Origin of the sequence: Leptolyngbya sp. CCY15150, assembly GCF_016888135.1 — a bacterium.
GTDB lineage: Bacteria > Cyanobacteriota > Cyanobacteriia > RECH01 > RECH01 > RECH01.
The window spans coordinates 1-24,972 of the sequence record NZ_JACSWB010000139.1 but is presented as its reverse complement, the minus strand read 5'-3'; the positions used below and the strand labels follow the sequence as shown (position 1 = coordinate 24,972).

18 protein-coding genes are annotated in these 24,972 nt (G+C 53.8%); 11 read left to right on the top strand and 7 right to left on the bottom strand.

Features of this window, described 5'->3' with window-relative positions; genetic code table 11:
- Window positions 1-235: 235 nt before the first annotated feature.
- Window positions 236-1,684 carry a mechanosensitive ion channel domain-containing protein gene (locus JUJ53_RS04380; protein ID WP_204150764.1) on the top strand — a complete coding sequence of 483 codons (1,449 nt, stop codon included), beginning with the start codon at window positions 236-238 and terminating at the stop codon, window positions 1,682-1,684.
- Window positions 1,685-1,692: 8 nt separating this feature from the next.
- Here JUJ53_RS04380 and JUJ53_RS04375 read toward each other — a convergent pair whose 3' ends face one another.
- From JUJ53_RS04375 to JUJ53_RS04355, 5 genes are all read right to left on the bottom strand, one after another.
- Window positions 1,693-3,069: an L-serine ammonia-lyase gene (locus tag JUJ53_RS04375; RefSeq protein WP_204150763.1), complete on the bottom strand. Its 1,377-nt coding sequence runs from the start codon at window positions 3,067-3,069 to the stop codon at window positions 1,693-1,695.
- Between the two features lie 195 nt (window positions 3,070-3,264).
- Complete coding sequence (locus tag JUJ53_RS04370) at window positions 3,265-4,047, bottom strand: methylenetetrahydrofolate reductase (RefSeq protein WP_204150762.1); 783 nt, start codon at window positions 4,045-4,047, stop codon at window positions 3,265-3,267.
- Between the two features lie 39 nt (window positions 4,048-4,086).
- Complete coding sequence (locus JUJ53_RS04365; RefSeq protein ID WP_204150761.1) at window positions 4,087-5,022, bottom strand: DMT family transporter; 936 nt, start codon at window positions 5,020-5,022, stop codon at window positions 4,087-4,089.
- 202 nt (window positions 5,023-5,224) lie between these two features.
- Window positions 5,225-7,648 (bottom strand): FAD-dependent oxidoreductase, encoded by a 2,424-nt coding sequence (locus tag JUJ53_RS04360; RefSeq protein ID WP_204150760.1) that lies wholly within the window; start codon window positions 7,646-7,648, stop codon window positions 5,225-5,227.
- Between the two features lie 178 nt (window positions 7,649-7,826).
- A complete protein-coding gene (locus JUJ53_RS04355) occupies window positions 7,827-9,038 on the bottom strand; it encodes an aromatic ring-hydroxylating dioxygenase subunit alpha (RefSeq protein ID WP_204150759.1) in 1,212 nt (403 codons plus the stop codon).
- A 774-nt stretch (window positions 9,039-9,812) separates the two neighbouring features.
- Between JUJ53_RS04355 and JUJ53_RS04350 the strand changes: the two genes are divergently transcribed.
- From JUJ53_RS04350 to JUJ53_RS04340, 3 genes are all read left to right on the top strand, one after another.
- Entirely contained in the window at window positions 9,813-11,489 is a 1,677-nt protein-coding gene (locus JUJ53_RS04350) for a BCCT family transporter (RefSeq protein ID WP_239124773.1), read from the top strand.
- A 140-nt stretch (window positions 11,490-11,629) separates the two neighbouring features.
- Entirely contained in the window at window positions 11,630-12,787 is a 1,158-nt protein-coding gene (gene solA / locus JUJ53_RS04345; RefSeq protein ID WP_204150758.1) for an N-methyl-L-tryptophan oxidase, read from the top strand.
- Between the two features lie 425 nt (window positions 12,788-13,212).
- Window positions 13,213-14,043 (top strand): GntR family transcriptional regulator, encoded by an 831-nt coding sequence (locus JUJ53_RS04340; protein WP_239124772.1) that lies wholly within the window; start codon window positions 13,213-13,215, stop codon window positions 14,041-14,043.
- A 321-nt stretch (window positions 14,044-14,364) separates the two neighbouring features.
- Here the strand turns inward: JUJ53_RS04340 and JUJ53_RS04335 are convergent, their stop codons facing one another.
- Complete coding sequence (locus tag JUJ53_RS04335; RefSeq protein ID WP_204150757.1) at window positions 14,365-14,652, bottom strand: MSMEG_0570 family nitrogen starvation response protein; 288 nt, start codon at window positions 14,650-14,652, stop codon at window positions 14,365-14,367.
- Between the two features lie 587 nt (window positions 14,653-15,239).
- On the opposite strand from JUJ53_RS04335, the gene JUJ53_RS04330 reads away from it, so the two are divergent.
- The 5 genes from JUJ53_RS04330 to JUJ53_RS04310 all read left to right on the top strand — a co-directional run bounded on the left by JUJ53_RS04330 (window position 15,240) and on the right by JUJ53_RS04310 (window position 19,843).
- Window positions 15,240-15,722 carry an MSMEG_0572/Sll0783 family nitrogen starvation response protein gene (locus JUJ53_RS04330; protein WP_204150756.1) on the top strand — a complete coding sequence of 161 codons (483 nt, stop codon included), beginning with the start codon at window positions 15,240-15,242 and terminating at the stop codon, window positions 15,720-15,722.
- Between the two features lie 215 nt (window positions 15,723-15,937).
- Window positions 15,938-16,978, top strand: coding sequence for a Nit6803 family nitrilase (locus tag JUJ53_RS04325; protein WP_204150755.1), 1,041 nt, complete (start codon window positions 15,938-15,940; stop codon window positions 16,976-16,978).
- Window positions 16,979-17,072: 94 nt separating this feature from the next.
- On the top strand, window positions 17,073-18,185 hold the full coding sequence (locus JUJ53_RS04320; RefSeq protein ID WP_204150754.1) for an MSMEG_0568 family radical SAM protein: 1,113 nt from the start codon (window positions 17,073-17,075) through the stop codon (window positions 18,183-18,185).
- A gap of 87 nt (window positions 18,186-18,272) precedes the next feature.
- Entirely contained in the window at window positions 18,273-18,812 is a 540-nt protein-coding gene (locus tag JUJ53_RS04315) for an MSMEG_0567/Sll0786 family nitrogen starvation N-acetyltransferase (protein WP_204150753.1), read from the top strand.
- 2 nt (window positions 18,813-18,814) lie between these two features.
- On the top strand, window positions 18,815-19,843 hold the full coding sequence (locus JUJ53_RS04310; protein WP_204150752.1) for a sll0787 family AIR synthase-like protein: 1,029 nt from the start codon (window positions 18,815-18,817) through the stop codon (window positions 19,841-19,843).
- A 126-nt stretch (window positions 19,844-19,969) separates the two neighbouring features.
- On the opposite strand, the gene JUJ53_RS04305 is transcribed toward JUJ53_RS04310, so the two are convergent.
- Window positions 19,970-21,478: a LuxR C-terminal-related transcriptional regulator gene (locus JUJ53_RS04305; protein ID WP_204150751.1), complete on the bottom strand. Its 1,509-nt coding sequence runs from the start codon at window positions 21,476-21,478 to the stop codon at window positions 19,970-19,972.
- A gap of 500 nt (window positions 21,479-21,978) precedes the next feature.
- On the opposite strand from JUJ53_RS04305, the gene JUJ53_RS04300 reads away from it, so the two are divergent.
- Window positions 21,979-23,256, top strand: a complete 1,278-nt coding sequence (locus tag JUJ53_RS04300; RefSeq protein ID WP_204150750.1) for an MSMEG_0569 family flavin-dependent oxidoreductase — start codon at window positions 21,979-21,981, stop codon at window positions 23,254-23,256.
- Between the two features lie 119 nt (window positions 23,257-23,375).
- A complete protein-coding gene (locus JUJ53_RS04295; protein WP_204150749.1) occupies window positions 23,376-24,545 on the top strand; it encodes an MSMEG_0565 family glycosyltransferase in 1,170 nt (389 codons plus the stop codon).
- Window positions 24,546-24,972 lie beyond the last annotated feature (427 nt).

The following is a 24,972-nucleotide window of genomic DNA, read 5'->3' as shown; positions in this document are numbered from 1 at the left end:
TTCAGATGCTCATACGGCTTATGAATCAATTTCGAGGAGTGCCTGCTACGACGCTACGAGAGTTTTCTTCTGCCTAGAGTCATTGAAGAGCGATAAGCATGACCCGTACAGGCGGATTGTTGCTGAGGTGTGGTTAGGAACATCGTTGCTCCCCCTTGGCACTGTTTTTGCAAAAGTGGGATACTCCCGGTATGTCCTACGCCAATTCCTGTTTGAAAATAGTCTGGGTGAACGAATGAGTGAGTTCTTTCAGGCCTTTGACCAAGTCTTGAATACGCCGTTTATCAATTTTGGTAACGCGTCTTTGACCCTAAGCGCGATCGCCCAGTTTTTCTTAGTGCTGCTAATTGCGCTGCTGTTTTCTCTGGGCTTTAAGCGCGTTTTTGCCAATCAAATCTTGAGTCGCATGGGGCTCAAGCAAGGCACCCGTGAGTCGATCGCCACGATCACCAGCTACAGTCTGGCCACGGTGCTTGTTTTAATCTTGCTGCAGGTCATGGGGGTCAACCTCGCTTCCCTAGCGGTTGTAGCCGGTAGCTTGGGCATCGGCATTGGCTTTGGCCTCCAGGATATCACCCGCAATTTTATTAGCGGCCTTGCCATGCTGGTGGAGCGAAAGCTCAAGGTGGGCGACTTTATCGAGTGGGAAGGGCTATCGGGCTACATTGTTGAAATTTCGCTGCGATCGACGATCATTCGCACCATTACCGAGCGGCACATTGTTATCCCCAACAGCAATTTAGTGAGTAACCAGGTGATTAACTGGACCTACAACAACTTCAAGGGCTGGGTGCCGGTTAATGTCAGCGTTGCCCACGAGAGCGACCCGGTTGTGGTGATTGAGGCGCTGCTCGATTCTGCCTATTTAGAAGAATCTGTTTCTTACCAATATCCACCGGAGGTATTCTTTACCGGATTTGGAGAAAATTCCCTGGATTTTGTGCTGTGGATTTGGGTGAATCGAGTTGACATTAAGCATAGAACCGAAAGCTCTCTGCGCTTCATCATCGATCAAAACCTGCGCCAGCACCATATTCGCCTTGCCTCGCCCCGCTACGATTTGTGGCACCGCAACCCCAATGTGGTGGTTCAATCATCGGTGGCCGACTATGAAGACCATGCCCATGTGCAGCAGGCAGTGCCGACCTTTAGCGAACATCCTTCTAAGCCTGTGGCGGTGAGAGATTTGCTGCAAAAAATTCCCTACTTTGCCAACTGCACGACGGTTGAGCTGCGCAAGCTAGTGGAAATTGGCCACCGCAAGCGTCTAGAGATGGGCGAAGTGCTTTACAATGTGGGCGATCCTGGAGATGCGTTTTACATTATTTTATGTGGATCGGTGGGGTACACCCTCCATGATCAAGATGCACCAACCATCATGGCGGAGGGCCAGTTTATTGGCGAATTTTCGCTGATGTTGGGCATCCCGCGAACCGTAACCATAAAAGCCCTGGAAGACACTACGGTATTTGCCATTAGCCCCCAGGGGTTCAAGCAGATTTTGCAGAGTCAGCCCCGACTTTACGATTTGATTGTCAAAGAAATGGGCCGCCATGAGGCAGAGCTAACCCAGCAAAAGCGCCGTCTACGAGAATTGGGATTAATTAACCAAGACTACGACAAAAATCCTGTGGCCTGGGTGCAAAAGCAGCTAGAAAAATTGTTTGGCCCGCCGCTCACCTAGCCAGACATTTAGCATTCGATCACATTCACCGCCAGGCCGCCACGGGAGGTTTCTTTATATTTTTCGTGCATGTCGCGGCCGGTGTCGCGCATGGTTTTGATCACCTTGTCGAGGTGGACGCAGTGCTGCCCGTCGCCTTTGAGTGCCATACGTGCCGCGTTGATCGCTTTGATGGAGCCCATGGCGTTGCGCTCGATGCAGGGCACCTGCACCAGGCCGCCCACGGGATCGCAGGTGAGGCCGAGATTGTGCTCCATGCCGATTTCGGCGGCGTTTTCAACCTGCTCTGGGGTGCCGCCTAGCACTTCGGTTAGGGCACCCGCTGCCATGGAGCAGGCTACGCCAACTTCGCCCTGGCAGCCGACGTCGGCCCCGGAGATGGAGGCATTTTCCTGGTAGAGCATGGCGATCGCCCCCGCTACTAGCAGAAACCGCACGATGCCGTCGTCGCTGGCCTGGTGGCAAAAGCGACTGTAGTAGTGCAGCACCGCTGGAATAATGCCCGCCGCGCCGTTGGTTGGGGCCGTGACCACCCGCCCACCCGCAGCATTCTCTTCGTTGACGGCCATGGCGTACAGGTTCACCCAGTCCATAATGCTGAGAGGGTCGGCGAGGGTGTATTCTGAACGATGCTTCAGTGTTTTATAAAGTTCGGCGGCGCGGCGCTTGACCTTGAGCCCACCCGGTAAGATGCCGTCGGTGTGACAGCCTTTCTTGACACAGGCTTCCATGACCTGCCACAGCCTTAGCAGCCCTTCCCGGATCTCGCCCTCGGTGCGCCATACTTTCTCGTTTTCGAGCGTTAGCTGGCTGATGGAGAGGCGATCGCGCTGGCACAGCTCCAGCAGGTCGCGGGCACTGTGGACGGCGTAGGGCAGCGACGAGTGATGCAACTGAAGGCGATCGAGACAGGCGGCGTGCTCATCCACCACAAACCCGCCGCCAATGGAGTAGTAGGTGCGCTGCCGCAGAATCTCAGCGGTTTTGCCAAAGGCCGTAAACACCATGCCGTTGGGATGGTAGGGCAAGGGTCGCCAGTGTAGCAGTAGGTCTGTTGTGTCGTGAAACGCGATCGCCTGCTGCCGCAGCACCCAGATGGATTGGGTGTTAGCGATGCGCTGCAGATGCCTGTCCATGAGGTCGGTGTTGACCCGATCGGGGGCCTCGCCCTCTAGGCCTAGCAGTACAGCGCGATCGCTGCCGTGTCCTCGCCCAGTGGCCCCTAATGAGCCATGCAGATCGATCTGGAGGCGCTCAACCTGGGGCAGTAGACCATCTGCGGCCAGTCCTTGGGCAAACCGCCGGGCGGCTTTCATCGGGCCAACGGTGTGGGAGCTGGAGGGGCCGATACCGATTTTAAAAATATCGAAGACGCTGGTAGACATGGGGAGAGAGGGGGATGGGGAGTAAGGTAGTTTTTGAGAAAGAAGATATCCCCATGTAGGGGGGCAGGCCTTGCGCCCTTGGAAGGACTCAAACTTCTCAGGTCGTTCCGTGTCCAGAATTGTCCTAGGTAGACATTTTGAATGTTGAGTTCAATCCTGACTATTCCTCGCCGTTGGGTTCCCGATGGAGGTGGCTTAGACCGGGGTTAGGGTTTTAGATGGATGGGTGGCTAGCCAGTCGCGCGATCGCTGCACGCCGCCAAAGGTATAGATATGAAAATGGTCGATGCGATCGCTGAGGCCATCGATCAAATAATCAGGAGTTTGCACCGTGAGGAGCTGGCCGAGCCGAGCCGACTGATGCCGTAAGCCTAGCAGGCTGGCTTTAACGCCACAGAGTTTGGCGAATTTTAGTAGCGTCGCCGGGCTGGTGGGGCCGGGAATGCCAAGGTAAATCGGCAGCGTATTGAACGATTCAATGCGATCGAGCCAGGCACGGACGCTGGCCACATCCAGCGACCACTGGGTCATCACAAACATATCGGTGCCGGTATCGCGGGCGTACTGATTTTTGAGGTCGAGGATGCGATCGCATTCCCCATCACCCAATACCGGCATACCCTCGGGATGACCAGCAATACCCACCCGCAGGCCATCGAACAGACCTGTTTCGAGGAGATCTAGCGTAGAGGTGAAGGGGCCGACGGGGCGATCGGGGCTGCCGCCGATGATCAGCACTTGGCGAATCTGGGCCTGATCGCGTAGGGCCGCGAGGTAGTCGGAAAGGTGGGTGCGATCGCGCATACTGCGGGCAGGCACGTGAGCGATCGGATCAAAACCCAACTGCCGCAGTTTCACCGCTTGTGCCACAACATCTCGATAGTCCGCTCCCGGTAGGTATGTGATCGAAACCTCTCGCACCGCTTGGGGCAGCTCTGAGACATCGGTCTTCGGCGTCACTTCGATGGAAAACTGCATGGCGTCAACCTATAAAATCATGAATCAGGTCAGAGCAGATCAGGGCTTCATGCTGAGGAAACGTCTGGGGTCAGTGTTGGGTACCTTCTTAGGACTATCAGTTCCCCCTCGATAAACGAGGATCACACCGATCGCCGCAATCACCAGGCCGACTGCATCGACCCAGGCGATTTGGTCATTAAACAGGAGGAATCCCAGCACGAGGGTTGTGGGCGGCGTCAGGTACATCAAACTAGCGACTCGGGCTGCTGTGCGGTACTCCAACAGTTTCAGCATCAGACCGTAGGAGCCAATGGACAGCACGACGATTAACCAACCTAGGGCAAACACGAACTGCCGACTCCACTGCAGGCTCAAGCCCTCGATCAACACTGCCAAGGGCCACAGAACGATCGCGCTGGCCACGGCCTGTACAAACAAACTCTGAATAACCGGCAAATTTTGCTCTGGCTGGGTGCGATTCAGGTGTCGTTGATATAGCGTCGCCACGGTCATGCTGGCCGCCGCCAAAAAGGGCAGCAGATACCCGATCGGCGCAACCGCTCCGGCCCCCTCCAGTTTGGTAATGACCACCAGCACGACGCCGACCAGACCGACTCCGGTGCCGCACCACTGCACCGGCGATATCGACTCGCCCAAGAGCGGGCCAGATAAAACACTGGTGGCCATGGGCTGCAACGCCGTGATCAGCGCCACAATCCAGGGTGAAACGCCCAGCGCGATCGCCCCCAATGCCGCACTGAGCCAAACGGCGTGGGCGAGCACACCCACGAAGGCAGAACGGGCGATCGCCGTCTTGCTATGAAACCGTAGCTTCCGACGATAGCTCAACCAGATCAGTAGCAGTATTGCCACTAAAACATAGCGAACAAACAACAGCGTGAATGGCCCCGCGTAGGGCAACCCATATTTTGCGCCAATGAAGCCAGAACTCCACAGCACAACAAACAGGAGTTCGAGTCCGAGAATTTGCATTCTGAATACCTCATTGGAGAGGGTGTCGCTCAATCAACCCCCAGACTGTGAAGGTTGCGATTGAGCAGAACCCCAGTGCAGAAATGTCGTGAGACCGAAAGCATCTACAGCAGAATGGTACTGAAATTAGCGTTTTGCGATCGCCGAAAGCTTTGATTTACCGTAGGGTACGGCCCACCAGCCTTACTTCAGTGCCATTCGCCTACAGCAGCTTCTCAACCACTGTGGCCGCGAGGGGCTTGCCGAAGTATTCCACCGAGACCTTAGTGCCGGGTTGAGCATAGGTCAGCGGCAGATAGGCGTACACCACGCAGCGCCCCAAACTGTAGCCATAGCCCGCGCTGGTGGCATAGCCCAGCACCTTACCGTCGGCAATCACGGGTTCTTTGCCCATCGCGATCGCCGACGGATCATCTAGCGTTACAAAGCAAAGTTTACGACTGGCGTAGTCCTGACGCTGTAGCAACGCTTCCTTGCCGATAAAGTCACCCTTCTGTGGCTTCACCGCAAAGCCCAAACCCGCCTCATAGGGGTCGTATTCCGTGTGAATGTCGTGCCCCCAAAACAGGAAGCCTTTTTCCAATCGCAGGGTTTCAAACGCTCCCAGACCAGCGGCGATCAGTCCGTGGGGTTGTCCCGCCGCCCACAGCGTATCCCAGAGCTTGAGCCCAGACTCCGTAGGAGCATAAATCTCCCACCCTTCTTCACCGACATAAGACACCCGCACCGCCAGCACCGGAATGTTGCCGATGGTGAGTTGCTGATTGGTGAAAAACTTGAACTTGGGCTTCGACACATCCGTTTGGGTCACGGCTTGGAGGATTGCAGGGGCTTTTGGCCCCCACAGGCCGACGCAGCAGTAGCTAGAGGAGACATCGGTGATTCGCACCGAACCGTCGGCAGGAAGATGGGCTTGCATCCAGGCGAGGTCGTGCCCGTGAACAGAGCCGCCCGTGACCACCCAGTATTTTTCTGCACCCAAGCGGCTCACCGTCAGATCGCACATGATGCCGCCGCTGGCATCCAGCATGGCGGTGTAGATCACCTTGCCTACGGGTTTGTCGATGTCGTTGGCGCAGAGGTTTTGCAGATAAGCCACCACACCCGGCCCCGTCACCTCAAATTTGGCGAAGGGGGTGAGGTCGTAGAGGGCCGCCTTTTCCCGCGTGGCGCAATGCTCTGCCCCCTGAATGGGTGACCAGTTCTTGGCTTCCCAGCCCTGGCGCTGAGGAATGGTGTACTGATTCAATAGATCCGCATTGGCCTCAAACCACTGGGGCCGCTCCCACCCGGCGCTGAAGACAAACTGGGCTCCCAACTCCTGCAAACGCGGGTAAAACGGACTGACCCGTAAGTCCCGTGAGTGAGTTTGTTGATCCAATGGGTGAATGATGTCGTACACCTCATCGTACTGCTGCGCCCCAGCGCGGGTGATGTAGGCGGCGCTTTTGCAGACATCAGAGAAGCGATTGATATCCATCTCGTGAATGTCGAGGCTGGGCACCCCGGTGGTCATCAGTTCTGACACAATTTTGCCAACGCCGCCACCGTGGGTGACCCACACCGCCTCGGCCACCCAAAAGCCCTTGGCTTTGCGAGATTCTCCCACCACCGAACCGCTGTCAGGGGTGAAGGAAAACATGCCGTTGATTTTGTAGGTCAGCTCCGCCCCTTCTAGGGCAGGGAACAGTTCTTTCGTCGATTCCCAGGCGGGGCCAAAGTGCTCTTCAGTGAAAGGGCGCACCGAGGGCATCACCGGTGCTTCGGCATAGGGCAAGATATTGTCGGGATCTAGCAACAGCGGCTCATGCTGATAGGAGCCAATGCCCCAGCAGTCGCCGTGCTGGCGAAAGTACATAGCGTGGTCTTGGTGCCGCACCATGGGATAGGTAACTTCCTCCGTCATCCCCGCCAGCTCAGGAATCGGCGCAGTTTTCACATACTGGTGCTGCACGGGAGTAAGGGGAATCACTTCGCCCACCATGCGTCCAATGCGTGGCCCCCAAATGCCTGCACAAACCAGCACCTTATCGGTTTCAATGCGGCCTTGGTCTGTGACGACGGCCTGCACCTGCCCGTTGACCACCTCGATATCCATCACCGTCGTGTGGCCGTAAAACTCAGCAGCACCAGCGTCTTTGGCATAGTTGGCCATCGCTTCCGCCGCCCGCAGGGCCTTGGCAATGCCGTCGGAGGGCACAAAATAACCGCCGAGTACTTTGGCTGTATCCATCAGAGGCACTTTAGCCTTCACGTCATCCGGCGTGAGTAGGCAGGCCCCGTCAACGCCCCATGCTTTAGCCCAGCCCAGCTTGCGCTGGAGTTCGGCCATGCGCTCTTCGGTGTAGGCCACTTCGACCCCGCCGACGGGGTAAAAGGCTGGGCCTTCCTCGGTGCTAAGTTGGCTGTACAGCTCGACGGTGTATTGAGCCAGCTTGGTCATGGTCTTCGATGAGTTGGTCTGAAACACCAGACCCGGTGCGTGGGACGTGGAGCCGCCTGTGGCGAAGAGCGGGCCTTGCTCAACCACGACAATGTTCTTCCAACCCAGTTTAGCGAGGTGATAGGTGGTGCTACAGCCGACGATGCCTGCACCGATGACAACGAGAGTAGCGGTGGATTTCATGGGGTCTCCGGTTGGGGTGATGGAGTGGGGGAAGACGAGTAGGACATGTTAGGCCATAGGTCACCCTTGGGTAATCTGTGGCCATAGCTAGGGCCGTAACGCGCTGCTAGGGCAATTTGGCTGACGATCTACGCTTCGACAAGCTCAGCTCAGCCTGTCGAAGCCCAAACATTCCTATCTACCCTTCTACTGCCTTAGCCACCATGCGCTGGAAGCGGTAGACGGTTTTCTCTAGCTCGGGGGAAAAGCAGCCGCCGTCGAAGTGGGGGGATTTACGACCTACCTGCATGCGCTCGATCATGTCGATGTCTTCGTCGTTGGTGTCTTTCCAGAGGTCGATGGGCAAGTGGCGCAGGGGTTCGTTTTCGGGGGTCATGGCCTCGTCGCCAACGAAGTAGAAGGTCATGCGCTCCTGGGTTTTGCCGGGGCTGAGGGGGTTGGCGGTAAACACCAAAAAGTAGTCGGGGTGAACGCCCAGCATCAGGTTGGGGAAGACAGTAATGTATTCGGCGACGGTGGTTTTTTGCTGAGCTTCTAGATTGGGGAAGGTGGGCAGCGATCGCCCCTCAAGCACTCCACTCTTGTAGAGCAGGCTGCCCTGGCCCACATGGGTATCACCGACGTCAAAACCAAAGTGATCTTCCATGCGGGAGCAGTTGTTGAGGGCGGGGTGAACCCAGCTCAGGTGATAGCTCTCGGAGAAGTTTTCCACCGCCAGCTTCCAGTTGGCTTTGCACTGTAGGGTGACCTCGCGGGGCTCGCGGCGCAGTTGGCTGAGGTCATAGTTAGACCAGCGTTCAATCACTGGCGCTAAATACTCCTCTAATGGAGGCGCGTCTCCAGAAAGGTTGACGAACACCAGGTCGAGCCACTGGTCGCAGCGAATGGCAGATAGCCCTTTACTTTCGCGATCGAATCCATCGTAGGCGTCCTTATAATAGCCGCCAAAGTGGGGCGTGCTCTTGAGGGTGCCGTCGAGCTTGTAGGTCCAGGAGTGGTAAGGGCAGCGCAGGTTGCCCTGCACATTACAGGACTTGTTGACCAACTGTAGGCCCCGGTGGCTGCAAATGTTGTGGAAGGCCCGCAAGGTGCCAGCGCGATCGCGCACCAGGGCGATCGGCATACCCGCCACCTCAGTCGGGTACACATCGCCCGGATTGGGGACATCAGACGCCAGGCCTACACATACCCAATACTGGCTAAACACGGTTGCTCGCTCCCGATTGAGATAGCGAGTGCTGGTGTAAGCCTCTGCCCCTAAGCCGGGGTGCCGATAGTTATCTAAGCTAATGACCGACAACTCGCGATGTATGCCCGCCGCCTGATGGATCTCAGAACGCTCCACAAGGGTCAAATCGGGCGGGGCGCTAACAATATTTTCCTGGGTCATAGTCCGCCTCAGCAGCTATATGGGTGGTTTTCAAGACGATTTTGCAGCGATCGCTCGGGCTAGAAACTCGGTCAAACCCATGAAGACAGTAAAAATCCTGTCTTCAAAACTTGTCACTACAAGTGGATAAACCACTTTTTAAGACTTGTAATTACAAGTTGATATGAACAATAGCGACTTAGAAAAAGCAAGATTGTTTTCTGTGTAACACTTTGAAAATTTCTAGGTCATGGAGTGATAACTATTCCCAGCATATAGCTTGGGATACATTGGAATACAAAGGAAGTTTTTGTGTCGAAGTATGAGAAAGCAAGCCTGCAGAAAATCATCTTTTGAGCAAAACATAGGATTTTCAAAACTTGTAGTGACAACGGTATCGAGCAAAACAGTTTCATCGTTCAGTAGATCCTATTCTCAGCGTCAATAGAGCTTACTGAGTTCTGGCTTTAGGCAGCTTGATTCGTTACAGATAGACGGGGCAGTCAGCCCTTAAACGATGCACTCTTAGCGCAGAAGCCTTACTAGATAAGGGGCGTGAATGCCTGTAACAATTCCGTTACAGGATGTCTTGGTTCCTTGACAAGGCTCCTGCGTTTATTGAAAGGTGATCACCTAGGCAGCAATAATTAGCGACCACAAAATATCAACCCTGCTAATCGAGCTGAAGGCCCTAGCTAGGGCCAACGAAACAGGTGCTGACTAGACCTTGCAAGAATGAGTCACTTGTCGGGGATGTTACGGACGCTTGTTGATGTACTAAGAGCTTGTTAACTCATGACTTCACCAGATTCAGGGCAAAATGGCCACCATGAGGAGCATCCCTTTGTGATGCCCGATCATGCGCCCACTCGCCATATCCTTCGCCGCCCTGGCGATCGCAATTTCACCTATAAAGGATTTGATTTTCACCCAGAGGTCTTTTTGGTCTCTGGGGGCTTAGTTATCCTGTTTGTATTGTTTACGCTGCTCTTCCAAGATCCTGCTACATCAGCCTTTGGGGCAATCCAGTCCTTCATTTCGGGCACGCTGGGCTGGTTCATGATCCTGTCTGTTAGTTTCTTTTTGCTTTTTACGGTCTACATTTCTCTCACCAAATTGGGCAGTGTGCGTTTGGGCGGGCCCAACGCCAGGCCGGAGTTTCCCACCTTCGCCTGGATTTCCATGCTCATGAGCGCTGGCATGGGCACCGGCCTAATGTTCTGGAGCGTCGCGGAGCCGATTTACCACTTCCAAGACCCGCCCGTGATTGTGGGGGCGATCGAGCCCAATACCGCCGATGCTGCCCGGCAGGCGATGGGTATCACCTTCTTCCACTGGGGCCTTCACGCCTGGGGCATCTACGCTTTAGTGGGTTTGTCCCTGGCCTTTTTCGCCTTCAACTGGGGGCTACCCCTGACCATCCGTTCGGTGTTTTACCCGCTGCTGGGAGAAAAGATTTACGGCTGGCAGGGCAACGCGATTGACGTTCTGGCGGTGGCCTCCACCCTGTTTGGACTGGCGACTTCTCTGGGCTTCGGCGTCCAGCAGGCGAATGCGGGCTTGAACTTTTTGTTTGGTCTGCAAATTAGCACTCCAGTGCAGGTGGGGCTGATTGCAATCATTACCGGCTTTGCCACTGCCTCGGTAGTGTCGGGGCTGGGGAACGGGGTACGCCGCCTGAGCGAACTCAACATGATTTTGGCTGCGGTGTTGCTGGTGTTTGTGCTGCTGGTGGGACCAACTGTCTTTATTCTCAACACCTTCGTTCAAACGACCGGCTACTATCTGGCCGCCCTGCCCACCATGAGCTTCTGGACTGAGACGTTTAACGATGCCGGCTGGCAGAACGGCTGGACCGTATTCTACTGGGGCTGGTGGGTATCTTGGGCACCGTTCGTGGGCATTTTTATCGCCCGCATCTCTCGGGGCCGGACTGTGCGGGAATTCATCCTCGGGGTGCTGCTACTGCCGACCGCTCTAACCTTCCTGTGGATGTCGGCATTTGGTGGTACGGCCTTGAATATGGAGTTGACCGAAGGCACTGCCGGCATCATCAGCGCCGCTGTGGGCGAAAATGTGGCTACGGCCCTATTCGTGATGCTGGAGCAGCTCCCCTTAACCGGCATTACCTCCTTCGTCGGCATCATCCTAGTGGTGGTCTTCTTTGTCACCTCCTCCGACTCCGGTTCCCTGGTAGTGGACAGCATTGCCTCTGGCGGCAAGCTTGAGTCACCGGTGCCTCAGCGGGTTTTCTGGGCCGTGCTTGAAGGGGTGGTGGCTTCGGCGCTGCTGCTGGGCGGTGGTCTGTCGGCTTTACAAACGGCTGCAATCAGCGCGGGGTTGCCCTTTGCGTTGGTGCTGTTGGTCATGTGTTACAGCATCTACAAAGGGTTGAGCTACGAGCACGACGTGGTCAACGAGAAGCGCAAGCTGATAGAGGCTGAGGCTGCTGATCGCGCGATCGCCCGCTAGTTGTGTCAGCCCAAAGCAGATATCCCGTATAGGGGCGCAGCATGCTGTGCCCCTGCCCATCGGGGGCGGGCCAATATTTTTTACCCTTTTCGCCTCTTCTTACCCTTTTTGCTAGGCCTTTTGGCTAGGAGTGTATTGTCATGGCGCAGCATTTTGATGTGATTGTGATTGGAGCCGGTGGCGTTGGCAGCGCGGCGGCCTATTATTTGTCAAAGGCTGGGAAAAAGGTGCTGCTGCTGGAGCAATTCGAGATAGATCATCAGAACGGCAGCTCCTACGGCTATTCCCGCGTGATTCGCTACACCTATGACAACCCCATCTACGTAGATCTCATGCGGGACGCCTACCCCCTGTGGTTTGCCCTGCAAGAGGAGGCGGGGGAGCAACTGTACGTGAAAACCGGCGGACTCGACTTTGGCAGTCCTGAGACCGACACCTTCCGGCGGATGAAGGCCAGCCTGGATGCCGCCGAGCTGGACTACGAGCATCTCGACAAAGCCGACATAGCCGAACGGTATCCCCAATTTGCTCTGGATGACGGTATGGAGGGGTTGTTTCATGCCGACACGGGGCTGCTGAAGGCCTCTCGCTGCGTGCTGTCCCACATTCGCTTGGCCCAGGAGCGGGGCGCAACGGTGATTGATCAAACCCCAGTGCTGACAGTGACCCCAAGCGAATACGGTGTTGAGGTTGTGACTGAGGGGGAGACATATCACTGCGATCGCATCATTCTCACCGTCGGTAGCTGGGCCAAAGGTCTGCTTGCCCAACAGGGTATCAACCTGCCGCTGAAAATCATGCCCTGCCAACTGGGGTTCTACCAGCCCGGCACCCCTGCCGACTTTGAGCCCGGCAAGTTTCCGGTATTCTTTGCCCACATGAATGGCCCCTACGGCGAAATGCCCTACGGCATTCCCCATGAAGACCCCAGCATTGGTCTCAAAATCACCACCTTCTACGGCTGGGATACCGTCGAGAAACCCAGCGAGGTTGACTATACTCCCAGCCAGGACTGGACTGAGCGCATCCGCGACTTTGCCCGTCAGTACATTCCCGACGCTGCTGGGCCGCTGATTTCGACTCGCCGCTGCCTCTACACCCTCACCCCTGACAAAGACTTTGTGATTGACCAGCATCCCAATTATCCTCAGGTGGTGATCGGGGCAGGATTCTCAGGGCACGGATTCAAATTCACCACCCTGATGGGCAAAATGCTGTCGGATCTCGCGATTGAGGGACAGACACCTCACAACACTAGTCTGTTCAAGCTGTCGCGCTTTCAGCCGGTTGCCGTGTAGCGGTACTGTCCCTGGTGATGCTGCCCTGGGAGTGCTCAAAATGTAACGATAGAGCACGATAGAGCAGTAGCGTGACCCGTGGGGTTTGGGGATATCAGTCAGGCTATGCCTGCAATCCCTGTTTGAGCCCCGAATCCCACGCCCACGGCTAGAGCGCGTGGGCTGGTTGACTTACAAAACTTGAAGACCCTCACCCCAAACTCCTCCCTTAGGGCGGTAGAGGGGCTTTAAAGACACCTGAAACTTGTCTTGATCCCCCTCGCCCAGAAGGTTTTGGGGAACGAGGGGATCAGATTTGTCAGCTAATCAAGGGCGTGGCTCACGTTCGTAGCACTACCCCAAATCCAATTCACCGATCTTAGGGACGTAAAAACATGCTTTATCTCTTAACTCTCCTGTAAGATGCCAGAAGTAATGATCAGATCATGACTTTTTCTATGGTTTCCACTGGACAAGAGGCCGGGCAACCTCTGCATGTTTTCATCTCAGAGCAACTCAAGGAAAAAATTGAGACCGGGGCCTACGAGCCCGGTGAGCGTTTGCCCAGCGAATTTGACCTAGGCGAAATGTTTGGGGTGAGCCGCACCACGATTCGCAAGGCAATCTCCAGCCTGATTCAACAGGGACTGGTGACCACCCAGCGGGGCAAGGGAATTTTTGTTACCGACCCGCATAAAATCAGCTTCTCGATAGCTAATCCACTGCTGTATTTTGATGTGGCTTTAAAGCAGCAAGGCTACACGAGTCGGGTGCAGTCGCTACGGTTTCAGCGTATCCCGGCTTCGGCAGACATCAAGCGCAAGCTGGATCTGAGCGATCAAGATGCCCAAGTTTACTGGCAAGAAAAAATATACTACGCCGATGATACCCCCATCGCCCTAGATATCACCTATTACCCCGATGCCACCGGGCAGGCTCTGTCCGAGCCGCTGTGCCAAGGGTTTACCTACAGTACCTTGGTCAAGCATGGCATTCACCTCATGGCGGCTAAGGTCAGTCTGGAGAGCATTCCCGCCACCTACAAGCTGAGCGAATATTTGGCGGTACCCTTGGGGCTGCCGCTGCTGGTACTTAACTATGTAGCCTACCAGAGCGATTCCCAGAAGAATATTCGTTCTGAAGCGGTTTCCGAACGCTGTGGGAATCGCCTGCCTGCGGTGTGCGGTAAAACCCTTTCTCGCTCCGACTGGACGTGCTACACCGCCGAGATCGAAGTTGATCACCCTGACTTCAGTTCTCTAGCAGAACTGCCGTAGCGGTTTCTTTCTCAAACTCAGCAAACACCTTTGCCTAGTCTAAAGGCAGACGGCGTCATAGTATCCTAGGCTCTGTTTTAAAACCTGCTAAACCCCTTGATCTTTCGTAGGAAAGAATCAGGGTTTGGATGAGCTTTAAAACACGCCCTAGCATGATTGCTGAGTGCTATATCCCAAGATCTATCATTGCCGAAGATATTTTTTTGTTATTCAGATGCAGGGACTAGGCTTGATTTTATCCTGTAGAGGCTGCTTAAGATATTTTGGTAAAATCATTTCACTAGGAATCTGGCGATTATCTCAAGTGACGTCTATCAACCATTACTCGATAAATTTCAGTAACTTGACCTTAACGTTGTCCTGATTCACATATTTCGCTGAGGTTGCTTCCAATCGCTGTAACTGCCCTAATGCTAGTCCGCATGGAAAACCGTATTTTGCCTGCACGCGATTGCTCCCCTCCTGCAACGCGGCGCGCGATCGCTCCATAAAGTCAGGCAACTCGTATTCTGCTTCAGATTCTAAATACTGCTTGACCACTAACGAGGGAGAGTAGCAGGTTTCGTGAGTGCCATCGGGCCACTCTATTTCAAACCGTATTTCGGGCACGACGGAACGCTCCAACTTTGTAACAGGACATCATGCTTTTGCATTGTATAGCAAAGGTAGGAAGAGTAAAACCAAAACATGAACTGCTCTAACCGACATGTTCGACGCTACGACAGGAAGAGCGCGATCGCCATCAGGCACCCCTAGTGATTTCGATAGGTTTAGTACGGTAGTCTTCGAAGAAGCCACCTTTTTCGTACTATCTATCCTGTTCATCAGGCTAGACTCCGAGCTTGTGTAACTTAAGATACAAAAGAAACCTTGGGTTGGCTTCTAATCTACACGTTAGAGTTAAGCCTAAGACTGATATTCAAACGTAATCAGGAATTTCAACATCCACCTCATAGAGTGACTCTGCCCAATAGACTTGATTTTTTCTATCACGGGCATGACTTGTGATCTGGGTTTTCCGGTAGCGTTACGTGTAGTCATTACGTGGCCTATCCTCAGGGGGAAGCTAGTTCGATGATCTATATTGTCTGCCCTTCGCGGCTACAGCAGGGAGATGTGGGCAATCGGTCTATCGTCAGTTACCCGTGAGGTCTGAAGCATCTTAGCTTATCTAATTCAATAATAGGGAAGAACTCATGCCAGAAGTAACGAAGCCTGCACACCAAACCGGTGATTTTCTTGTTGATTATGAAGAGAAAGTCTTTCCTGATGTGAAGGCGGAACCCGGTGAAAAAGCGTTAGTTACCTTTCATACGGTGGCGTTTGAGGGATCGATTGGCTTAGTTAATTTGCTACAAGCCACCCGCTTACTTCGGAAGGGGTTTGAAACGTCTGTGTTGCTCTATGGGCCAGGGGTAACGTTGGGTGTACAGCGTGGGTTTCCAAAGCTAGGCGATGAAGCCTTCCCTGGACATATGGCCATGAATAATCAGATCGTTAAGTTTATGGATGAGGGTGGTAAAGTTTATGCTTGCCGCTTTGCATTGCAGGCGCTTTATGGTCATGGAGAACCGTCTTTGATTCCTGGTATCACGCCGATCAATCCCCTGGATGTGTTAGATATTGTACTCTTGCACCGCAAAGAAGGCGCATTTATCCTGGATACTTGGACGATGTAACGATTCTTCAGCGATCGCACTGGGGTTGAGAAGCATCCTGTGGCGATCGCTGAAAACTCTGGTACAGGTTTGTTTAAGCCATATGCTTTAACGTTGATTACCTGTTGACTATCGGTTCATTAACCTTGACCGGCTCATTGGCCGGAGTGAAAAGAGATAACGGTTTTAACTCTTGACTTGTTATCACAGTCCATGCCCAACCGCCAAACGTGACCATGATTGACTACTCGCGCACTGTTCGTGCTGCTGCTGCTCAGATTTCCCCTGTGCTTTTTAGCCGAGAAGGAACCGTTGAAAAAGTGTTGGGGGCGATCGCTGAGGCGGCCCAACAGGGAGTTCAGTTGATTGTTTTCCCCGAAACGCTGGTTCCCTACTATCCTTACTTCTCGTTTATTCAACCGCCCGTCTTGATGGGTAAAGCGCACATGCAGCTATACGAGGAGGCGGTTGTCGTTCCTAGTCCTACAACGGTTGCGGTTGGGCAAGCGGCTAAGCGCTATGGCATGGTTGTTGTATTGGGCATCAATGAGCGGGATGGCGGATCGCTCTACAATACCCAACTGGTGTTTGATGCCGATGGCGATCTTGTCCTGAAGCGCCGAAAAATTACGCCAACCTACCACGAGCGGATGGTTTGGGGGCAGGGTCATGGGGATGGATTGCAGGTCGTAGACACTGCGGTTGGGCGATTGGGGGCGTTGGCCTGTTGGGAACACTATAATCCATTGGCGCGCTATGCCCTCATGGCCCAGCACGAACAAATTCATTGCGCTCAGTTTCCAGGCTCCTTGGTGGGCGACATTTTCAAGGAACAGATCGAGGTTACTATCCGCCATCATGCGTTGGAAGCGGGATGTTTTGTGGTGAATGCGACGAGTTGGCTCTCGCCGGAGCAAATTCAACAGGTGACCACCGACACGACCTTGCAGCGGGCGATTCAGGGCGGTTGTAATACGGCCATCATTGGCCCGGAAGGCAATCATTTGGCTCCTGCCATCACTGAGGGAGAAGGCTTGGTGATTGCCGATTTAGACTTTTCGTTGCTCATCAAGCGCAAACGCATGATGGATTCTGTGGGGCACTATTCCCGACCGGAATTGCTGCAACTGTACGTTGATCGGCGATCGCAGCCTACTATGGTTGACCATCCGTTTCCCATGCCCCCCACTGGAGAGGATGCGGGACTGATGAATGGGGCAGATGCGTTCCCCAACGGTTCACCCACCTCGCCGGCTTCTCCACCGATTGTCACGTGAGCGCCGATCTTGATGTTTCTGATTTCATTGCAGATTAGGACAATCGCTCGATAGTTACTCTTTTTGCTAACCCTGACGGCTGGGCTCAACTGATATGGATAAACAACAGTTACTGGTGGAACTGCAATCGAAGGGGTTGCAGCTTGCCGAACAAACGTCCGGGGCGGCGGGACGTAAAGGCGGGGCTGGCCCATCGGATCATAAGGCGATTGTGGTTGATGGCACGACGGTCATGGTGCCGGTCTACACGGGCACGGCGGCGGTTTCCCCGTATCGCCTTAGCGCGGCGGTCAACAGTTCCCCCGTGGTGCCCAGTGAGGAGGTTCAGCCAACCTTAGAATGCCATGGGCAAGCGATCGCCTCGGTTCAGTTTCCCAAGCAGCCGAAATTCTATGGACTCCAAACGGCTGACGGCATCCCCTACTGGAAAATCGCCCTGCTCCATAGCCACGACGTACTGGCAACAACGGTACTCCAGACCTGCATGCGCTACAATGACCGCGCCACCGCCTGTCAGTTTTGTGCGATCGGGCAATCCTTAGCCGCCGATCGCACCATTGCCCGCAAAACACCGGATCAATTGGCTGAAGTAACCGAAGCGGCGGTGCGGCTCGATGGGATCAAGCACGTGGTGATGACCACCGGCACCCCCAATACTCCCGATCGCGGTGCCGCTTATCTAACGGAATGTGCGCGGGCAATCAAAGCGCGGGTCGATATTCCCATCCAGGCGCAATGCGAACCCCCAGCGGATTTCAGTTGGTTTGAACGGATGAAGGCGGCCGGTATCAATAGCCTGGGAATGCACCTAGAGGCCGTTACCCCCGAGGTGCGCGATCGCATTATGCCTGGGAAAGCCACTGTTTCGCTGGAAACCTATTTCGAAGCCTTTGCCGCAGCGGTACAGGTCTTTGGTTGGGGACAGGTTAGCACCTATCTCCTCGCCGGTTTGGGGGATAGCCTCAATGCCCTGGTGGACACCAGCGATCGCCTCATTCAGCTAGGCGTTTATCCCTTCATTGTCCCCTTTGTACCCATCACCGGTACCCCGCTGGAGGATACTGCCCCGCCCGATAGTGAGTTTATGTATCGCCTCTATCAAGAGGTTGGGCAACGGCTCAAAAATGCAGGACTATCCTCCCAAGATGTCGAAGCTGGCTGTGCCAAGTGTGGGGCCTGCTCTGCCTTATCTGCCTTTGAAACATAGACCGTGGGTTCGGAATGCATTGGAGATTGAATCCGCCCTCGGGCGATCGCTGTTGACCTGTTAATGTGAATTCTGGGATGGCCAACCATGACTCGATCTACCTATCGATTTGAGATTGCCAAAACCGCCACCGAAATGCGGGAGTATGCCGACCTGCGCTACCAAATTTTTTGTCAAGAACAGAAGCTATTTCGCGGCAGTGATTGGGATGACATTGATGCGATCGCCTATCCGATTGTGGCGCTTACCTCCGTTCAGAGTGTGTATGAACCCTACCTGGCTCCCTGGGAACAGGTGATTGGGGTTGTCCGCATCTACGAACCGGAGCCAGGGCTGTGGTATGGCGGTCGGCTAGGCGTGCATCCTACCCATCGTCGGGGCTGGCGGATTGGGAAAGGTCTGATCGAAAAGGCGGTGATGACGGCCAATACTTGGGGCTGCGAACGGTTTTTGGCCACAGTGCAGTTGCAGAACGTGCGCTTTTTTCAACGGCTACATTGGGATTCACTGGAGGAAATCGATATCTGTGGGCATCCCCATCACCTCATGCAAGCTGATTTGGACTATTATCCGGCCAATGGTGAGCCTCGTCCTCAAGGACTGCCTCAAGTGCTTGAGGTGGCATAGGTATGGATGATGCTAGGCAATTGCCCCGTTTGGTGGAGCAGTTACGCCACTCCCTTGGCATTCAGCAGAAACAGGATATTCAACTGGCGGCGCAGTATTTCCGACCGGGGACGCGATCGCTTGAGTCGTTGTCTGGTGCCTTCGGCGGGCTGGAGCGTTCGGCCGATCCGCCTGTTTTGTTGGGAGATGACTGCGCGGCCATTTGGCAGGGCGATCGCCATCTTTTATTCGCCGCCGAGGGAATGCTACCCAGCTTAGTGGAGGCGGAGCCTTGGTTTGCTGGATGGTGTGCGGTGATGGTCAATGTTAGTGATATTTACGCCATGGGCGGGCATCCCATTGCGATCGTGGATGCCCTGTGGTCACCATCGCCGGCAGCCAGTCAAGAGCTATGGACGGGGCTACAGGCCGCCGCTGCCGCCTACGGCATTCCGGTTGTGGGCGGACATACCAATTGCCACAGTCCCTATGCGGCTCTGTCTGTGGCGATTCTGGGGCAGGCGCAGCAGTTGATCACGAGCTTTCATGCCCAAGCCGGAGACGTGCTCTTGATGGCGATTGATCTCCGCGGTCAGCCCTTTAAACACTATCCGTTTTGGAACGCGGCGACGACGACCGACCCGCAGCGGCTACGCGATGATTTATCCTTACTTCCAATAGTGGCAGAACAGGGCTGGTGCGATGCTGGGAAAGATATCAGCATGGGGGGAGTATTGGGAACGGCCCTGATGTTGCTAGAAACCTCTCAGTGTGGCGCGGTGATTGATCTAGAGGCGATTCCCCGCCCGCCATCTTTGGATGTATACCCGTGGCTTCACCATTTTCCGAGCTATGGGTTTTTGCTGAGTGTGCGCCCCCATCAGGTGGAACGAATCCAGGCTCAGTTTCATGGACGCGATCTGCACTGTGAGGCGATCGGGCGGGTGGACGATAGCCAACAACTGACGTTAACCTGGGGCGCTGAGACGGCGATGTTGTGGAATTTAGTAGAGCAGCCCTTGACCGGTTGGGCACCGTCAGGCGATCGCTAATGGGCCGTTGTCCGGCGTTGTATTGACGACCAGGGTGGGATGAATCAAACCTAATGCTGCTAAACCCTTACCGGCCTTCTGCATCGGTCTGCTCTCGCTCAACGGGGGGACGGAAACAGAAACGATTCAAACCTCTAGCCACCCATGACGCATCAGTTCATATACGGCCTGTACACGCGTTTTGACGTTCAGTTTTGCCAGCGTATTATTGATATGAAATTTGACGGTGCTCTCACTGATATGAAGCTGTCCGGCAATTTCGCGATCGCGCAACCCTTGGGTCAGTAAGCACATCACATCATGTTCGCGGGACGATAGCATTTTCTGGGTGTTTTCCCCATCATGGATGCCCCAGGTATTGCCCTCTAAGACGGTCATAATCACCTCCCGTAGAACAGTGGAGTCTGTATCTAGGCTGATTTGGGCGACAACGCCTTGGGGATAACGGGGACTGCCCATGGAGGAAGGATGAACCCAAATGACGCGATCGCTCCCCTGGATCTGATCGGGCTGATCTGTAATGAGTGGAATGGATGGATCTGGCACGGTTGACAGGGCAAACCCTGCAGTCGTGACCATTTGGCTAAAGGCACATTGCAAAACGGCCGAGCGACATTCGACCCTAACGTATCCGTTGGTGGCGGGCTGGCTGTAGGGCAGTTTTAGGGTAATCTGCACGACTTTACTCAACGTCCCTACCGTGGTTGTTAGAGTGCCACCCAAACTAGCAATTGCCAGTAGGATCGGTCTAAACGAGGATGGAACGGCCGTTGTGTTTCCTGGTTGCTCCCGTTGGGTCGATCCAGCATCGCTAGAAAGGGGGATGTCGCCGTCATGGGTCGTGACGACTAGAGCATCGGCGGACACGATCGCATCTAGGGTGACGACATCCGTGGAGTAGGTCAAACTACAGGTGGTGCAATCGAGCGGCTGAACCAACTCCGTAAACTTGATGAAGAGGTAGGTGAGCGATACGTCGAGCGATCGCTCGGTTCCAACCAACTTGAGGGGAATAAGTCCCAACAGTTTGGCGAGATAATCGGACAGCATGGGAGATTGTAGGGCAGATAGCCCTTGCCCTGCGAGGTGCCAGGTTTGCTGGACTTGCTGAAACTGGAGCGCGCTGCCCAAGGAAACCGTCACCGTGGTACAAAGACTGAGCAATATTTCTAGGAATTCAGGCGCAAGGGCTTCTCGGCTAAAGACGGCCAACACTCCAATCACCGTGTCGGATGTTGCCAGGGGATAGCCGGCGAAGCCCCGGAGTTGATGCTGGAGCGCCCATTCGCGATCGCGCAGCCACGGCTCATCTAGGAGATTATTGCTAAGAAAGGAAACTCGATTCTGGGCAATTTTCCCGACTTTGAACGCCCCCATGGGAACGGTGCTGAATGCCCCATCGGTGCGGGTGTAGAGGCCAGCCGAACCAATCATTTTGAGATGTGTACGATCGGGCTCTACTAACCAAATGCGTGCAAGCGCACAGTTGAACTGATTGACCAGCCCTTGAGTGACACGGTTGGCGATCGCCCTAGTATCTAGACAAGCGTAGATATCTTGAGCAATCTGATTGGCCCGCTGCAACTCGAACATGAGGCGCGGTGCATTCAGGCAATCCACAACAGAATCGGACACAGGTACCCACATCAAACAGAGTTCACTCTATTGAGCCGCAAGGTGGGAGTCGGTTTCTGTGTTGAATGCCACAAAGTAGATGCGATCGCGCTGCCTACATATAGTAATGATAGGATCGTGCGGTGCTACAACAGTCTCTCCACGACACATTTACCCCTAACGATTTCACCAGGGTTCTATCTTTCAGTCTATTGGTGGCACATCCATTTCTATCGCGGCTGAGGGGCTGAATCGCTGAACGGTCTAGCCTTTGAACACGATCAAGGAACCAAGGGACCGCGATCGCCATTCTTTGTCAAAACATCGCTGGATGCGGCCCTTCCTGTCCTTACCGCTAAACCTGTTCAGTGTGTATTCAAAGATACAGGACGGCAACGAAGCTAATCCTACTGTGCAGAAGAAGCGCAACATCCAGAGTCTCGTCGTCCAGTGTTGCGCCTTGTTTGGCATCATATCGCAGTGAACCTAAGTGAACCTGTTGCTGGGAGGCAACGTCACCCATGACCACCCATTACTCAGTTGCTATTGTTGGTGGAGGGCAGGCTGGCCTGGCCGTAAGCTACTATCTCAAGCAAAACGGCATTGATCATATCCTGTTCGAGAAACATAAGATTGGCTATTCCTGGCGATCGCAACGATGGGATTCGTTTTGCTTGGTCACACCCAATTGGCAATGTATTTTACCGGGCCATCCCTACTCTGGTGATGACCCCCACGGTTTTATGCAGCGGGATGAAATTGTTCAGTACATCGAAAGCTATGTGGCGGTCTTCAATCCTCCAGTTAAGGAAGGCGTTGCTGTCCATCATTTGTATCAACAGGGGCAAGGCTTCGGGCTAGAAACCAGCATTGGACATTTCACAGCCGATCAGGTTGTTGTCGCGACGGGCGGCTATCATCGACCCAAAATTCCTGCCCTCTCTCAACGCTTTGCTCCGGAGATCATACAAATTCATTCATCAGAGTATAAAAATCCGGAATCCTTACCCGACAAAGGTGTTCTTGTCATCGGAACCGGACAGTCGGGCTGTCAAATCGCAGAAGATCTCCATCTTGCCGGTAAACAAGTCCATCTTTGTGTGGGAGGGGCTCCCCGTTCTCCTCGAACGTATCGAGGTAAGGATGTAGTTGCCTGGCTAGATGAAATGGGCTACTACGACCTCTCCATCGATCAGCATCCAGATAAGCATAAGGTACGAACAAAAACAAATCACTATGTGACTGGACGAGGCGGTGGACGAGAGATTGACCTGCGGCATTTTGCCCTAGAGGGAATGCAGCTCTACGGGCATCTCAAGGATATTCAAGGGAGTTGCCTTACCTTCCAGCCCAACCTCAAACAAAACTTAGATGCGGCTGATGCCGTAGCCGAAAGCATCAAGCGAACCATTGACGGATTTATTGAGAAGCACCATATTGAAGCGCCAACCGAGCCGCCCTACCAACCGGTATGGGAGCCTCAGATGGAGCAAACTGAACTGGATTATCAATCTGCCAATATTGGTGCGGTGATCTGGTGTACCGGCTATACCATGAACTATGAATGGATTGATATTCCGGTGTTCGATGGTAAAGGATATCCTGGACATGAGCGTGGGGTCACCGTTGTGAGAGGATTATATTTCTTAGGATTGCCGTGGCTCTATACCTGGGGGTCGGGGCGTTTTTCGGGGATTGATCGAGATGCAGCGTATCTGGCAGATTGTATCATAGCTAAGCAGCGAGTCGCCCAACCGAAAAATTCTGATGGGATCAACCAGGTTGCTCTTGGGTCGTAGCGTGTTCAGAGTTTAAACTGCTGCCTTAGGGCTGATTGTGGATTGGTTTTATCCTACAAAACCATGATTAACACACCGCAATGTGCTAATCATTATTTTTATTACCTTGCTGATTAATGATGCGAATTGCTCTGCTCACCTATTCCACTAAGCCACGCGGTAGTGTGATCCATACCGTTGAATTGGCAGAAGCTCTAGCGGCGCTGGGGCAAGACGTATGTATTTTTGCCTTGGATAAGGGTGATGGAGAACTGTATCGAGCGATCGCCTGTGACTATCAATTGGTGCCCAGTCAGCCCGCCCCACCGACTATCGATCGCCTCATCCAGCAGCGGATTCAGGACTATGTCGATTTTTTCCAAGCTTGTTTTGAGCGCGGTGATGCTCCTTACGACGTCTATCACGCACAGGATTGCATTAGTGCGAACGCGCTGATTATGCTGCGATCGCAGGGATACCCGATTTCCCATATCCTGCGAACGGTTCATCATATTGAAGACTATAACAGTCCTTACCTACAACACTGTCAGGAAACATCTATTCAGTTGCCCGATCGCTGTCTTTGTGTGAGTCGTCATTGGCAGCAACAGCTAGAAGCGCGCTATGGTTTAGATGCGCCACTCATGGTGAATGGTGTCAATACCCGTCGCTTTAACGGTACTGTAAACGGTACTGAATCCGGCTTGAAAGAACGCATGGGGTTATCCGGTTATCCTATTTTTTTAACCGTAGGGGGGGTTGAGCCGCGTAAAAATTCTATTCGTCTTCTCCAAGCATTTGCTCATGTGCTGATGGACTATCCCCACTCGCAGTTAGTGATCGCTGGCGGCATGACGTTGTTTGACTATGCTGATTATCGGGACGCATTTTTTGCCGAGGTTGAGCGACTGGGAATCACCATTGGGCGATCGCTGATCTTGCCAGGGCTGATCCCCGATTGCGATATGCCTGTACTCTACCGTTGTGCCGATACGTTTGTGTTTCCATCGGTTAAGGAAGGCTGGGGATTAGTCGTCATGGAAGCGATCGCCTCTGGGGTTCCAGTGATTACAGCTAATTTTCCCCCCTTCACTGAATTTCTGTCCTCGGATCAGGCGTTATTAGTAGACGTAGAAATACCCGAAGCGATCGCCTCGGCCATGCACCAAAGCCTCGACCCAGCCCTGCGACAATTCCTAATCTCCAATAGCCAAGCGATTTTACCCCACTATACCTGGGAACGCTCCGCCCAGTTACATATCCAGCAATATACGTCAGTTTTATCTAATCCTCAAAGAATAACTCTCTGAAGAAGCTGGTGATTCAGTTTGTCTAGGATTCACGAGACGAAAACCCATGATGATGGTCGAGTACAAGCGATCGTTGCAGTAAGTCGGAGTTGGTGGCACAGACGTTGGGGTTCTGTCGCAAGCGTCGTGAACGATTGTTGATTCTTAGTTTCTTATCTGGAGTTTTAGGTGGCAATTCTGAAGATTTTATGGATGAATGAGATCTGTTCTACAGCAAGGGAAGAAATAGTGGCGTTGCTGAATACAAGGATGAATTCCTAAATCCGTCCTCACCCCAAACCCCTCTCCGGTAGTGCGTCAAATTAATGTGGGATAGGTAGCAATCCGACATCAGCAATTCTCAGTATGACAAAAGGCTGTTCAAGTCCTGGGAATGGCAGTAGTGTAGTGATATCTGAGAGCGCCAAGAGAGCCAGAGTCGTTGAAA